This is a genomic window from Paenibacillus sp. FSL R5-0473, from assembly GCF_038004565.1.
Classification (GTDB): domain Bacteria; phylum Bacillota; class Bacilli; order Paenibacillales; family Paenibacillaceae; genus Paenibacillus; species Paenibacillus amylolyticus.
Window position 1 is genome coordinate 4,300,723 of record NZ_JBBORL010000001.1, and the last position, 13,145, is coordinate 4,313,867.

General features: G+C 48.0%; 12 protein-coding genes and 2 tRNA genes. 3 read left to right on the forward strand and 11 right to left on the reverse strand.

Translation table 11 applies throughout. The features are described from left to right. Window positions 1-4: 4 nt before the first annotated feature. Entirely contained in the window at window positions 5-676 is a 672-nt protein-coding gene (locus MKY28_RS18980; protein ID WP_051447186.1) for an MgtC/SapB family protein, read from the reverse strand. Window positions 677-769: 93 nt separating this feature from the next. Beyond that, a complete protein-coding gene (locus tag MKY28_RS18985; RefSeq protein ID WP_076251526.1) occupies window positions 770-1,429 on the reverse strand; it encodes a flavin reductase family protein in 660 nt (219 codons plus the stop codon). Between the two features lie 107 nt (window positions 1,430-1,536). Here MKY28_RS18985 and MKY28_RS18990 point away from each other — a divergent pair, with 107 nt between their 5' ends. Beyond that, a complete protein-coding gene (locus tag MKY28_RS18990; RefSeq protein WP_076251524.1) occupies window positions 1,537-2,235 on the forward strand; it encodes an ArsR/SmtB family transcription factor in 699 nt (232 codons plus the stop codon). Between the two features lie 222 nt (window positions 2,236-2,457). Here MKY28_RS18990 and MKY28_RS18995 read toward each other — a convergent pair. The 3 genes from MKY28_RS18995 to MKY28_RS19005 form a co-directional block, all read right to left on the reverse strand. Continuing rightward, window positions 2,458-2,546, reverse strand: a tRNA-Ser gene (locus MKY28_RS18995). Window positions 2,547-2,552: 6 nt separating this feature from the next. Further along, a tRNA-Asn gene (locus MKY28_RS19000) sits at window positions 2,553-2,628 on the reverse strand. Between the two features lie 93 nt (window positions 2,629-2,721). Further along, on the reverse strand, window positions 2,722-3,183 hold the full coding sequence (locus tag MKY28_RS19005) for a SprT family protein (protein ID WP_036669054.1): 462 nt from the start codon (window positions 3,181-3,183) through the stop codon (window positions 2,722-2,724). A 119-nt stretch (window positions 3,184-3,302) separates the two neighbouring features. Here MKY28_RS19005 and MKY28_RS19010 point away from each other — a divergent pair, with 119 nt between their 5' ends. Together MKY28_RS19010 and cmpA are read left to right on the forward strand one after the other, a co-directional pair. Further along, window positions 3,303-3,659, forward strand: a complete 357-nt coding sequence (locus tag MKY28_RS19010) for a hypothetical protein (protein WP_047842018.1) — start codon at window positions 3,303-3,305, stop codon at window positions 3,657-3,659. Window positions 3,660-3,841: 182 nt separating this feature from the next. Further along, window positions 3,842-3,985, forward strand: a complete 144-nt coding sequence (cmpA, locus tag MKY28_RS19015) for a cortex morphogenetic protein CmpA (RefSeq protein WP_017690033.1) — start codon at window positions 3,842-3,844, stop codon at window positions 3,983-3,985. Between the two features lie 180 nt (window positions 3,986-4,165). On the opposite strand, the gene MKY28_RS19020 is transcribed toward cmpA, so the two are convergent. From MKY28_RS19020 to MKY28_RS19045, 6 genes are all read right to left on the reverse strand, one after another. Then, window positions 4,166-6,388 carry a Tex family protein gene (locus tag MKY28_RS19020; protein WP_253506395.1) on the reverse strand — a complete coding sequence of 741 codons (2,223 nt, stop codon included), beginning with the start codon at window positions 6,386-6,388 and terminating at the stop codon, window positions 4,166-4,168. A gap of 465 nt (window positions 6,389-6,853) precedes the next feature. Then, on the reverse strand, window positions 6,854-9,043 hold the full coding sequence (locus MKY28_RS19025) for an alpha-galactosidase (RefSeq protein WP_340936647.1): 2,190 nt from the start codon (window positions 9,041-9,043) through the stop codon (window positions 6,854-6,856). A 235-nt stretch (window positions 9,044-9,278) separates the two neighbouring features. Further along, the gene (locus MKY28_RS19030) at window positions 9,279-9,629 is read right to left on the reverse strand and encodes a type II toxin-antitoxin system PemK/MazF family toxin (protein ID WP_024630714.1); all 351 of its coding nucleotides are present in this window, start codon (window positions 9,627-9,629) and stop codon (window positions 9,279-9,281) included. Window positions 9,630-9,632: 3 nt separating this feature from the next. Then, a complete protein-coding gene (locus MKY28_RS19035; protein ID WP_017690037.1) occupies window positions 9,633-9,914 on the reverse strand; it encodes a CopG family ribbon-helix-helix protein in 282 nt (93 codons plus the stop codon). 260 nt (window positions 9,915-10,174) lie between these two features. After that, window positions 10,175-11,362, reverse strand: a complete 1,188-nt coding sequence (gene alr / locus MKY28_RS19040) for an alanine racemase (RefSeq protein ID WP_340936648.1) — start codon at window positions 11,360-11,362, stop codon at window positions 10,175-10,177. Between the two features lie 395 nt (window positions 11,363-11,757). Beyond that, entirely contained in the window at window positions 11,758-12,954 is a 1,197-nt protein-coding gene (locus MKY28_RS19045) for a DUF4367 domain-containing protein (protein WP_340936649.1), read from the reverse strand. Window positions 12,955-13,145: the final 191 nt, after the last annotated feature.

The following is a 13,145-nucleotide window of genomic DNA, read 5'->3' on the forward strand; positions in this document are numbered from 1 at the left end:
CTCTTCATTTTAACTCCGAAGATCGAACGTGAGGCACGTCCTGTAACAAAATAATCAGTTGCTCGCCCCGGTATGAACCCGGTAGTTGCAACGTGAACTCAAGCACAGTCTCTTCCACGGAGTCTGTGCTTGTTTGCTGTTCAGTCTTAAATCCGATGACCGAGATCTTCTCCTGTCCCAGCAGTGCCAAAACAGTCTTCAGGGCCTCTCCCTCATTTTGCAGATGGATGGTTAACGTCTCTGTTCGAGCGGATACCAGCCAGCGTGTAGGTCTATGCAGTAACATCTGTGCCACGACAATAAGCAGTGTCACGCCCGCACCCGTCCAATACAGACCTGAACCCACAGCAAGTCCCATACCTGCCGTAGCCCATATGCCAGCTGCTGTGGTCAATCCCCTGACCGTGTGACGCTGTGTGAAGATCATGCCAGCGCCAATGAACCCCACACCGCTAACAACTTGTGCAGCGATCCTTGAAGGGTCAAGGGACAGATTGTCCCAGCCAGCCTGATCCTGGAATCCGTATTTCGATACAATCATCATCAGGGCAGCACCAACGGCGACCACAAAATGAGTACGGATTCCCGCTTCTTTCATTCGATTCTTGCGCTCATATCCGATTAGCACACCACATATTCCAGCTATGAGTACACGCATCAAATATTCCACTTCCATGCACATCACCTCTTTCATTATGTATATGCTTACATGAGTCTATCTTTACTATTACCCAATCTTTACATGACTAATAAAGAACTTCTACTCAGGTCAATTCTCTGCCCGGAAATTTTCCCCTTGTCTCTTGCCCAATCCGAAATAATGTCTGAAATTATATATCAGCGGATGCCATTCCTCCGGATTAATCTTGTTCGGTCCAGATATTAGTCTGGTGTGTGCGTGCACCTTCAACGCTTTCACTTCAACAATCGCCATGAACGGTGTATGTTCGGGAATACGTATGTGTTGTACAGCTGCTTCAACCTGGAGCGGACATTCAACTATTTTATCTGGAGCCACCTGAACCGAGCATTCAGATGTCAGTCCAGCTACAGTGAATTTATCATGACAATATTCATAGCCCATCTTCCTTTTCTCCTCAGGAACCGGGGTGACTCCCGTATAACGACCCAATGCCTCAACCTGTTTCCACATGGTCGCATCCGGCAGATTAATTACACACTCCGGGTGTCGACTCAGATTTTCATAGGCTTTGCCGTGTGTCCCTAGACCGAGAACCAGACAATCCCCCAGTGCCCAAGACGAGGATAATGGTGACAGGTTGGTTGATCCATCCTCATTTAATGTGCTTAGCAGCACTACAGGCGTACCATAATATAAAATACTGGGATTAATCGTCTCATGTTGAATCACTTCTGGACTCGCGGACAACTGCTCTGTAGCAAAGTCCTGTTTCGTTATCTTTTTCATCCTGTACCTCTCCTGTTCCCATTCCAATAATTTATAAGCTCAATCTGACCCCTATGGGACGATACAACTCGATTGTAATACAGTAATAGTTCAGGTATGATCGAAGTATGAATGTATATCCGAATATTACTGTTATTGCGTCGTTAATCGCTGATCCAAGCCGCGCTATTTTTCTGTCATCCTTACTGGATGGCCGTGCGTTGCCTGCAGGAGAGCTTGCTCATATGGCAAGTGTCACTCCCCAGACGGCAAGCAGCCATCTAGCTAAACTCGTAGAGGGAGGATTACTCGAAGTTGAACAACAAGGACGCCATCGATACTACCGTCTTGCAAACAAAGAAATTGCTAATCTGATTGAAAGCATGGCCAGTATTGCCCCGCCTGTACAGATCCGCTCTCTCAAACAATCCGATCAGCTTCAACAACTGAGTCATGCACGGACCTGTTATGGTCATCTGGCCGGGAAATTGGGAATCTCGCTCTGTGAAGCCTTAGTACAGAAGGGGTATCTTTCAGAGCCCGAAGAGGCACACAGCAAAGATTATCAAGTTACAGAGAAAGGAATACAGTGGTTCACTACGTTTGGAATTGAACTTCAGATGAAGCCGGGATCACGCCGTGCCATCGCTCGCAAATGTCTGGATTGGAGCGAACGCCGTCATCATCTCTCAGGTATGCTTGGGGAACAACTCAGACATCGGTTAGCGGAACTGGACTGGATTCGTCAAAAAACAGGAAGTCGCTCTGTCGAAGTAACGGAAGCAGGCAAGAAAGGTTTATACGAGATGTTGAGCATTTCACTTTAGGCTGAAGCGTACACCAGGGATAAGCAAAGATCAGTAAACGCAAAAAATCCCCTTCACACTGACCGTTAACCGGTCTAATGTGAAGAGGATTTTTTGTGCAATCAGAACGGAGAAAGAGGAGTACTCTCACTTCGTTCGAGACTGCGAAGTATTGCTAACGAAGCTTATGCTCCGATGAACCTTTAGGGTTCTCATCCCTTTGCAGAGAAGTTTAATTCAGAACGGAGAGAGAGGGATTCGAACCCTCGCACCGCTTACGCAGTCTAACCCCTTAGCAGAGGGTCCCCTTATAGCCACTTGGGTATCTCTCCAAGAAATGGCTCCCCGAACAGGGCTCGAACCTGTGACAACTCGATTAACAGTCGAGTGCTCTACCAACTGAGCTATCAGGGAAAATTAACTTGAATAAGATTAATCTATCATGATTAATAATCCAAGTCAACATCCCTTCCATCACTTTCTTTAATACATTGAACGATACGCACATCAGATATTCTGAAGCCCCAGTTTTCCCGCGCAACGACCACAACGATAACGCTTCGGATCTATTTTCCGCTTGCGCAAATATTCCGTACCACAGCTCTTGCACACCAGCTTATAACGATATGGCAGCGGCTTTCTGCCTTTGCCGTCAGGAAGTGATTGGCAGTAACGCGAGCCACCAACCTTCTGTAATAAAGCCTTGAATTCCGGATCACGATGCTGATAGCCGCGCCCACGAATATGCAGATGATAGTGACACAGCTCATGCTTGATGATTTTCTCAACCTCATCTCGCCCATAGGCTTCGAGTTGATGCGGATTGATCTCAATCCGGTGACTTTTCAGCATATAACGCCCCCCCGTCGTGGTCAGGCGACTGTTAAACAACGCTTCATGGGTGAACGGCACTCCGAAATGATCCAGTGATACCTGTTCAATCCATTGTTGCAATTCCTCATTTTCCATCGATATCCTCTCCTTGCACCCCCTCGGAGCATTTGTTTTTCCGGTATAATACTTGAATTTTAACCGTTTCGTAGGCTACACTGTCAAGTAGAATGTATGAGGGGAGATTATTACTCGTTATGCCTACAATGCGCTATGTCATCCTGCAGCAGGAACAACACTTGCAGTTCGTGGAAATGCCCGCAGATTACGCCTATCAACTCAGTGCGCTCAACCTGCGCCTGCACAAGGAAATTGATAAACTCACTGCAGCAGATGTCCCTGTCCTGCCTTGGGCGATCGCCGAATGTGACAGCCTCGATCTCCTAAACGAAAATCTTACTATCATCGGTGGCCTTGATTATATCAATGCGCTTGAAGAATCTTTTGCAGTATTACGTGAAAGCCATTATCCCTTGATTTCTCTGCTTACCGAAATCCGAGCTCTTCAGGCCCAATTGGAACAATGGTATGAAGAAGAGATGGAAGCTCTCTAATTCACCACAGTTATCATTTTATAATGATGAGAACGAAAAGCACATTTCCCTGAATTGGGATTTGTGCTTTTTTTTGAGTGAACCAGATTGATTTGCCGGAGGCCTCCACTTATCCCGCACAGTCCAGGCTATTGCCACATATGCTAACGTACAGATGAATTATGCAAGAGGAGGAGATACCCTTGCCTCAATGGCTTTGCAATCAACTGATGCGTGCATTTCACAAAAAGGACAGCCGGCAAATCAAGTTGCTGAACGAATGCTGGTTCTTTTATCGTAACAAACCAGCAAATGGCACACCACGCAGCGCGGAGAACGAACTTTAAGAGGTTGTTCATAAAAGTCTGCATTGGATTACGAAGGATGGCCCTTTGAACACGCACTTTAAGAAAATGCACATATTGCCCACCGTACTTACTAGAGGAATTAGAACGGATAACGGGACTATTACTGTCGACAACAAACAGCCTTCCTGGTTAGGGAAGGCTGTTCTCCAATCCTACTATTTAAGAAGACTGTTGCGCAGAAGCAGGCTTCTTCATCGTAAGGCCGACACGGCCTTTTTTGGTATCCACACTCATAACCCAGACCGTTACATTATCCCCGACAGACACAACGTCCATCGGATGTTTAACATACCCGTTGCTGAGCTGTGAAATATGGACAAGCCCATCACTCTTGATCCCAATATCAACAAAGGCACCAAAATCAATAACGTTCCGAACCGTACCTTGCAGCTCCATGCCTTCCACCAGATCCTCAATTTTCAATACATCTGTACGGAAGATTGGCAACGGCATTTCTTCACGCGGGTCACGCCCCGGACGCTGCAAGCTGTCCAGAATGTCACGCAATGTAGGCACACCTACGTCCAGTTTCACAGCCAATTGTTCTGGCTGTTGCTCTGACAGTAATACCGACAGTTCCTTGCTGCCCAGCTTGTCCAGTGCAACCTGAAGCTCCTTGAACAGCTGATCCACTACCTTGTAAGACTCAGGGTGAATAGGTGTACGGTCCAGCGGGTTCTCTCCCTCACCAATACGCATAAATCCTACGCACTGTTCATAAGTCTTCGCACCCAGACGTGGCACCTTCTGAAGCTGACGGCGGTTCGTAAACCGGCCATTTTCTTCACGGTACTTCACAATGTTTTTGGCAATCGTAGCGTTAACTCCGGCAACATATGACAGCAACGAAGGTGATGCTGTATTCACATCCACACCCACATGGTTAACTGCGGATTCCACGACAGCCTTCAGGCTTTCTTCGAGAATCTTCTGGGATACGTCATGCTGATATTGACCCACGCCAATGGCTTTTGGATCAATCTTAACCAACTCCGCCAGCGGGTCTTGTACCCGGCGAGCAATGGAAGCTGCACTGCGCTCCGCAACATCCAGATCCGGGAACTCTTCCTGGGCCAGCTTGGATGCAGAATATACACTCGCGCCTGCTTCGTTAACAATCAGATACACAAGACTTTCATCACCGTTCTCCTGAATGATCTCGGCAACAAACTGCTCCGTCTCACGTGATCCGGTACCATTACCAATGACGATCAGTCCGATATCATATTGCTTGATCATGCGATGGAATACTTCGGCAGCTTCACGTTTCTTGTTGTGTGGTGGCGTTGGGTAGGTCACAGCCACTTCCAGCAGTTTGCCCGTATCATCTACTACAGCCAGTTTACAACCGGTACGATAGGCCGGATCGACACCCAGCACACGTTTGCCATGAATCGGCGGTTGAAGTAACAGGTTACGCAGATTGGCCGAGAATACCGATATGGCCTGATTTTCACCCTTTTCCGTGAGCTCTCCACGAACTTCACGCTCGATGGAAGGCGCAATCAGCCGCTTGTATGCATCTTCAATCACATCACGCAGGATATCCTGCACGGCAGAAGCACCACGAATGATCTGTCCTTCCATATGGCGATGGGCCGGTTCTGCCTGTACGTCCAGGCCGACTTTCAGAATACTCTCACGTTCACCGCGATTAATCGCGAGAATACGGTGTGGAGGCATCTTTTTGGCCAATTCGCGGTAATCATAATAATTCTCGTACACGGACTCCTCTTGAGCATCCTTCGCTTCGGAAGTCAGCATCCCGTGATCCAAGGTGTATCGACGAATCCAGGCACGAATGGCAGCATCATCTGCGATGTTCTCTGCGAGAATATCTTTGGCTCCCTGAAGCGCCGACTCCGCATCTTCTACACCCAGTTCAGCATTGATATATTTCGCAGCTTCCTGGAGTGCATCTCCTTGTTTCGGTTGACCCCAGATCCATACAGCAAGGGGCTCAAGACCTTTTTCCTTGGCCACACTGGCACGCGTTTTCCGCTTCTGACGGTAAGGTCGATAGAGATCTTCCACTTCCTGCAGCTTCACAGCCTGCGTAATGGATTGCTTCAGTTCTCCGGTCAGTTTGCCCTGTTCCTCTATAATACGGATGACTTCCAATTTGCGATCCTCAAGATTGCGCAGATAAACAATGCGTTCTTCAATCGATCGCAGCTGGTTCTCATCCAGCTCTCCAGTCATTTCTTTACGGTAGCGGGCGATAAATGGAATCGTATTGCCTTCGTCCAGAAGCTCCGACGTTGTGCGGACCTGCTTCAAGGACAGTGACAGTTCCTTGGCTACCTGTTTGATGATTCGTTCATGGCGTTCTGCCTTTATTGTTTCTTCATTGGGTTCCAGAACCGTTTCCTGTTCAGACAAAATAAATCCCTCTTTCCTTCCTGAATCGTTCGTTACAATCATTTCAGGGCAGCTTTGCTGCTGTAATTACAGTATAGTTGAACCATTTGTTTCTTCCACTCTACCCTATATTATCACAGAATCACGTCCAGATTTCCATCAATCCGCAAGCATACAAGTTCTGACAGAATGATGTCATCCTCCAGCCTTCCCCATTACGTCAAAAAAAGACCGAAAATCGTCATCACGACGCTCCTCGGTCTTTCCTTTTTTTTAAAGCTTTAAATAAAATAGCAATCTAATAAGTGAAACTGCTCATTTACACAATAACGGAGAGGACAGAAAAAACCTGAAAAAGCAAAGCGTTCGCCTTTATCCCCGGATTTTCCCTTTGAGAAAAGGGAATCAAAAAATCTGGGGATAACAGCGATTGGAAGGTTGTTCTGTCATCGTAGCATCAATGTAAATAAAATGTAGTTCACTTATCTAGACGCGCTCGAACCGGAACATTTCGCTCAGATAGTCTCCTGATGTGCTGCCTACCGAAATACCGCCATACATGAGGGCATCGCCGGTAAAGGTCTCTGATCCGCCTTTCAGACGGTAATCCGCATTAGGGTCCAATCCTTTCAGCTTCAGGCGCTGAAGTGGCGCATTGGGCTCAGAGAGCACACGGAAGTAGAATACAACAGCTTCGCTTCCGTCCGGTGCAATAAACATCCACGCCGTCTCATTGCCTTCAAACGGACTGAGCAAACGGCGGAATGTTCCATATTGAACCGTTCCACGAATCTCCTTGTACAGCTCAACCTGGGCTTTCACGATGTCGTTCTCTTCCTCCGTGAATTTTGTCAGGTCCAGCTCGTACCCAAAGTTGCCCGACATCGCAACATGTCCCCGAATCTCAAGCGAAGTGATCCGGTTGACCTGATGATTCGGTACCGCTGAGATATGCGATCCCATCGAACTTACCGGGTATACAAGACTCGTACCGTATTGAATCCGCAGGCGGGATATAGCATCCGTGTTATCACTTGTCCACGTCTGTGGCATGTAATACAGCATACCTGGATCGAAGCGGCCACCACCACCTGAACAGCTTTCGAAGAGAATGTTCGGGAACGCCGAAGTGATTCGTTCCATAACGTCATACAGTCCGAGCATGTAACGATGTGCGGTCTCACGCTGTCTATCTGCCGGAAGCAACGCAGAACCCACTTCCGTCATATTGCGGTTCATGTCCCATTTCACATAAGTGATTGGTGCAGAACCAAGTACGTCTGTTAACATCCGCACAATCTCATCACGTACATCCTGACGAGAGAAGTCGAGTACCAGTTGTTGACGTCCTTCTGTCCGGCGACGATCTGGCACATGCAGACACCAGTCCGGGTGCGCTCGGTACAGCTCACTGTCTGGTGAGATCATCTCAGGCTCAAACCATAATCCGAACTGCATGTCCAAACCTGTTACGCGGTTAGCCAGATCATCCAGTCCCTGTGGCAATTTGTTCTTATCTACAATCCAGTCGCCCAGCGAGGAGTTGTCACTGTCCCGATGTCCAAACCAGCCATCATCCAAGACAAACAGCTCAATGCCCAGCTTCTGTCCAGCACGAGCGATCTGTTCAATCTTGTCCGCATTGAATCCAAAGTAGGTTGCTTCCCAGTTATTGACCAGAACCGGACGTTCCGCATTACGGAACTTACCACGCGCAAGACGCTCCCGATACAATTCGTGGTAGGACTGTGACATGCCGTCCAAACCTGCAGCCGAGTACACCATAACCGTCTCAGGTGTCTGGAACGTTTCTTGCGGCTCCAGCTTCCAGCTGAACTCGAACGGATTGATTCCGAGTGACACACGGGTGGTGTGGAACTGATCCACTTCAGCCTGCGCAGTGAAGCTACCGCTATAGACGAGACTGAATCCGTAAACTTCACCATGGTCTTCATCCGTGCCTGGTGTCATCAGCGCAATAAAAGGATTCTGCTGGTGACTGCTTGAACCGCGACGGCTCTCAATCCCTTGCAGGCCTGACGCAAGCGGTCTGCGAACGATATCACGTTCCCGTGTCCATGCACCTGACAATTGCAACAATTCATAATCTGCATGCGGAAAATCAACAGATGAACTGAGCGCACGCACCACATTCACTGAGGTAGCGCTCTCATTAACGATACGCATGGAGCGTGTAATTGCATTAAATGCCGTAAAGGCTGTATAGGAAAGCTCGATTTTGATGCCTGCAACGCGGTCTTCCAACTCAATAACCAGCGTCTCTGCTTCATCATCGGATTCAACATACGTCGCTGGCAGTCCGGTAAGCGCTGCCTTTCCTTTGACCAATCGATGGCCTGTATACGTAAACTCCGAAACCGTCGAGCCATTCTCAAGTTCCAGTTGGATAGCCGGATTACGGAAATCACTCGTGCCATACACGGGTAGTTCCACTGCCAATGTATCAAATGAAATTGTACGGTCCTCTGGTACCGGGTTCGGGCTGAAAGATGCTCGTTCTGTCCGTACATGCAACCAGCTCAGACCTGTGTCGCGTAATTTTTTGCCATAATACAAATGCACCAAATATCCTGAAGGCAGTACCTGAAATACGTAACTGGCCTCACGGGTCTGTAAATGAAATTGAAGTTTCTCTTGATTGATGTAAATGCTCATATGTCTCCTCCACCTCTATATATAGGTCTTTCGGGTAAACGGTTTCTCAGGTTTCATTATAGCGAAAAGATCGCCAATGTTCTACGCTTTCATCAAGCTTTAATCAAAAGAGCGCATAACAGCCCGAAGGATGTCATACGCTCTTTTGGTTACAGTCTGAATTCAGTGTGTTCCCTTACGGGAACATCCATTGCCAACGGACGGCAGTGCAGCATACAAGACGCTGGTTGCTGCCTTAAAAATCGATTAAACCAAGGCTGATCTGTAAGGCTTCGTTGACCAATTTCATGGTCTCCTCGTCCAGATGGGTAATCTTGTCAGTCAACCTCTGTTTATCAATCGTCCGTATTTGTTCGAGCAAAATAACCGAGTCCCGGTCAAAGCCATGTGCCGCCGCATCAATTTCAACATGCGTTGGCAGCTTTGCCTTCTGGATTTGGGCGGTGATAGCCGCCACAATACAAGTTGGACTGAACCGGTTGCCGATATCATTCTGGATCACCAGAACCGGCCTGACTCCACCTTGCTCGGAACCGACAACGGGAGAAAGATCCGCAAAAAAAACGTCACCACGTTTTACGATCAATGTCTACACCCCGCTAACTAAGCGGTCCAGAGTGCTGTCCGCATCTTCCTCCGCATGAAAGGCTTCGGATGCCATGGTCAGATTAATTTTTGCCATCTCCATGTACCCTCGCTGCATCGTTTCACGGATGTAACGTTTCTTACGCTCCGTTAAATACAGCTTCATAGCCTGCCTAATCAATTCGCTGCGGTTGGAATTCTCCAGCGCTACGATGCCATCCACTTCCTGCAAAAGATAATCAGGTAAACTGATCATGATCCGCTTGGTGTTCTGCAAGTTGGCCACCTTTCTTCCACCCCCACAAACCTTTCGCCATTGTGAACCAGTATTACGTTTTTCCAGAACTTTTATACAAAGGAATATATATGCCCCGAGTATATCAAGTATGCTGTACTCCATTATAAACACGGGGAACAATATTCGTACAGACCAAACATCTCAATTCAGGAATTAAATCCTTACCGTCATACATAATTCGAGATGCTCCGACAGTTTTCCTTCTGTTCTGAAAAAAAGTTTATTGGTAATGACGTCCAGTTTAACTATCAGGATGTCAAAAGTGGATTGATTCTGGCGACTACTGCTCCCCCGCGGGTATATACCCGCGGAATACGGTGCGCCATCATGCAGATCACCTCATAAGCAATCGTACCGAGCTGGATTGCCACCTCGTCTGCGGTTATTACGCCACCAGACTGATGACCGATGAGGACAACCTCTTCGCCGACTTGAATTTCTTCCGCCTCTTCCGCGAAAGATTGTAACGACACCATACACTGATCCATGCAGATCGTACCGACGACAGGGACGCGGCGGCCGCGTACAAGCACTTGTGCTTTACCTGTCAGCATTCTGGAGAATCCGTCTGCATATCCGATCGGCAGGGTCGCTATTCGTTCGTAACCTTGCGTAAAATAACGGGTTCCGTAACTGATCCCCCAATGGGGTGGCAGTGTTTTGACCAGAACCGCTTTTGTCTTCAGCGTCAATACCGGGGACAGCTTCACCACCTGATGATTCACCTCAGCCGAAGGATACAGTCCGTACAGGCTTATTCCCACACGTACCATGTCATAGGACAATTCCGGTGTATCAATGGCAGCGGCGCTGTTCGCCGTATGTATAATCGGGATGGAACATCCCTGATCCCTGAGCGCATGAACCACGCCTTGGAACCGTCTATACTGCTCCAGTGTATAGGTTTTGTCTTCTTCATCTGCTCTGGCAAAATGGGTAAACATGCCTTCCAGCATCACCTGATTGAGCGAAGCTACTTCCTGAATGAAAGCCAATGCCTCATCGCCAGGCAACAGACCTAATCGGCCCATGCCGCTGTCGATTTTAATATGAACCTTCAGTTGGTTAGCGAATGTGCTCGCATCCAGATGTCGAATGGCGTCAAGCACTTCCCTGCTGAACAGTGTGACGGTCACATCATGTTGCCATGCAACAGCGATCCCTTCAGGCGGCGTATAACCCAATACCAGAATTGGAATCGTAATCCCATGTTGTCGCAGTTCCAGAGCTTCGTCAAGAAAAGCCACACTTAAGTAATCCACACCCACTCGTTCCAGTTCTCTAGCCGTCTCCACCGCTCCGTGTCCATAGGCATTGGCCTTCACACAGGCGAGGAATTTCATGCCCTGAGGCAATGCCTCGCGGAAAGCTTCTACGTTAGTACACAAATGATCCAAATTGATGTCCGCTTGGGTCGGCCGATATTGTCCTTGCACGTTAAGTCACCTTCTCTAATCATCTTAATCCGGCTCACGTCAGACTCCATCGTAATGCTCCAGCATGTGACTGTCAAATGAACCGAAGTTTCGCATTCAAAAACAGATGTAAGGTGCGCCGTTTGAGGAACAAATGCGAACACAGAAGAAGACCAATAAGCGAGATTGGCAGGGCTAAATTCCACTTTCCCACCCCAGCAAAATCTGCTTATATCGATTATTTACCCGGTTCCCTCTGCGTAGAAGCGTATTTTGCATTATTGAGTGTATTGAGTAAGAAAAACGGCGCCAGATGAATACCTGTCTTACATCAAAGCAAAGCACCGGAGAACGGGTCTCCGATGCTTCTTAGCATTCCTTATGTTTATGCTACTATTCGTTCATTTGTTCAAAAATCATTTACCTGACTCTTCCTGCATCGAAGTTGCAATGCGTACCATTTCGTTCTGAGGCAGGTCTGCACTGGTGATCCGATATTCTATACCATCTGTCATCCATGTCAGTGTCTGCAACGCATCTCCGCTGATCATCCCCAGTGTGAATCCAAGATCCACTACACTGGATGGAGCAAGCGATACGGCTCGATCCTGCGGTCTGGCTTCGAATATCGTGTAATTATATGTTCCTTCATAACGAAGCATAACCGAATAGTCTCCCGCTTCTTCCAGAATCTGATCGTCCTTGAGCTGCACGCCTTCCGGCGCATAGGTCGGCTGAATCACGCCGAAGCTGTCTGCCCCTTCCGGTTCTGCAAGTGTCGGCTCTTCGCCTTCCTGACCTGTTGCAGCACCTTCTGTACCTTGCTGCTCTGTGTCACCACCTACACCCGACTGTCCATCAGTAACGGCTCCATCAGGTTCAGGCGCAGTCTGAGGATTGGCAGGTTCTTTACCGCCCTCACCTGTTTGCTCCGCAGGAGTTACACCAGAATCCGTTCCTGTTTGGCCGCCCTCTTTTGTAGCTGCTGTCATGTTACGTTGCATGTCAAAGGCGTCTTTCTCAAATGCAGCACCAAATTTGAAGGAATCAAACTTCACATCCACGACCACATTGGCATTGGAGTCGGATACCTCAACCTGTTTCGGTGCGTAATCACTTTTGTTCAGCCAGATCTTCTGTCTGACGAGTGCATGTGTATTATAATTGGCAGCTACATCAAAAACATAGCTCTCCTTCTCATCCGCAAACTGACGGGTTGTATCCCCCGTAATGCTCCGAATCAATGTTTCATAGAGATATACCTGTCCTTGATTATCTGGCCAATTGCTCTGAAAACGGAAGCTTTTGTTCTGGCTCGGTGTCAAAACAAACACGCCTTCATCGTTACGCAGTACAATCTGTGTTACATCCTTTTTGGCATTCGTTAACGCAATACGATAATAGGAAGGCTTCTGATGCCATACCTCGACCTTGTACTGCTGCGGCGTATCTCCGGTATGCAGCGTCATCACGCCTGCCCCCTGGTAACTTTCCATCTCTCCTACGACTTCGTTCAGATCTTTGACCACAGCTGCCGCATCCTTCTTCCCGCAGGCGGCAAGCAAGACCGATAAGACCAATACCATGGCAAGCATCCATGATATTCGGCGCATGACATCATCCCCTTTAGCACATGTTTTCACTTCAGGATTGTGCTTGCAGCAGAACCCCTACTTGATTAGTACATGTTATGAGGGACTTGTTCGATATATGCGGACTAGTTTGACAAGCAATCGGTGAAGTCCGTTAATACGGCATTGCTACGCAAAATCAGTCTCAGGGAGGATGTTAACTTTATCCAGAA